Source organism: Dellaglioa sp. CoH-57-MRSF-21 (assembly GCF_056781915.1).
This window is the reverse complement of the sequence record NZ_JBXAXU010000023.1, coordinates 1-709: the sequence shown is the minus strand read 5'-3', so window position 1 is coordinate 709 and position 709 is coordinate 1. Positions and strand designations below refer to the sequence as shown.

Annotated in this window: 2 protein-coding genes; both read right to left on the bottom strand. The window is 54.7% G+C overall.

Going from position 1 to position 709, the window contains the following annotated elements; genetic code table 11:
• The coding region (locus AC1RPQ_RS07680; protein WP_481762212.1) for a hypothetical protein at positions 1-181 on the bottom strand (181 nt) is incomplete at its 3' end.
• Positions 178-555 carry a hypothetical protein gene (locus tag AC1RPQ_RS07675; protein ID WP_289859403.1) on the bottom strand — a complete coding sequence of 126 codons (378 nt, stop codon included), beginning with the start codon at positions 553-555 and terminating at the stop codon, positions 178-180. The genes AC1RPQ_RS07675 and AC1RPQ_RS07680, both read right to left, overlap by 4 nt.
• Positions 556-709: the final 154 nt, after the last annotated feature.

Here is a 709-nt window from a genome sequence, read left to right as displayed (position 1 = left end):
GGATAGCGGCGCGCACCTTTTGAGCTTCTACACTGTAGATACCGGGCTTTCCTTGGTCCAGCGCTTCCCCCGCTGCCTGCACCGCGCAGCACACGAAATAATTCGGTGATACAGTTTTCAATGGTGTTGCCTGCACCAACGAATGTGCCAGCTCCAGCACCGCATATCGAATCTTGTTCATGCTTGTTCTCCGCACCAGTTTTCGAGCATCCACTCGGCCCACGCGATGCGGGATTCAAGAACACCGGGCAACGAATCGATGTAGCCAGAGTAGGGAGCGTCTCCCACCGTGCCCTCGTATTCAGGAAGCGCACCCTGCGCCACGAGCCATGTCGTGTACGAGTGGTGCCCGTCCAACAATTCGCGAATGCGATGCTTCAGAGCCAAAGACTGTTGGTAATACGTGCGCTTCACTTCACGATCAGAAAATGGGCGCATTTCATCCAACGTTTTCTCAATGCCGTTGCAGATGTATAGGGTTCGACCCAAGCGCAATTTCGCGATTGCGCCACGCAACAGTTCACGACGAATTTCGATGGTGCTCGTGCTCATCATTTCTCCTTTATCCTGCGTCAGACCGCAGTTTAGCGTACTGTTCTAGTCCGTAGCGACTTCTTTTTCGATCTTCCGCTTCGCTCTCGCCCGGGCGCTCGTAGTACTTGCGGTGAAAAACTGCGGCCTGCGCCAACGTCCGCATCTTACGGAAGCG

Bases quoted from the DNA above. Each gene is read 5' to 3' on its own strand.
- AC1RPQ_RS07675 (WP_289859403.1), bottom strand. From the start codon at position 555: ATGATGAGCACGAGCACCATCGAAATTCGTCGTGAACTGTTGCGTGGC.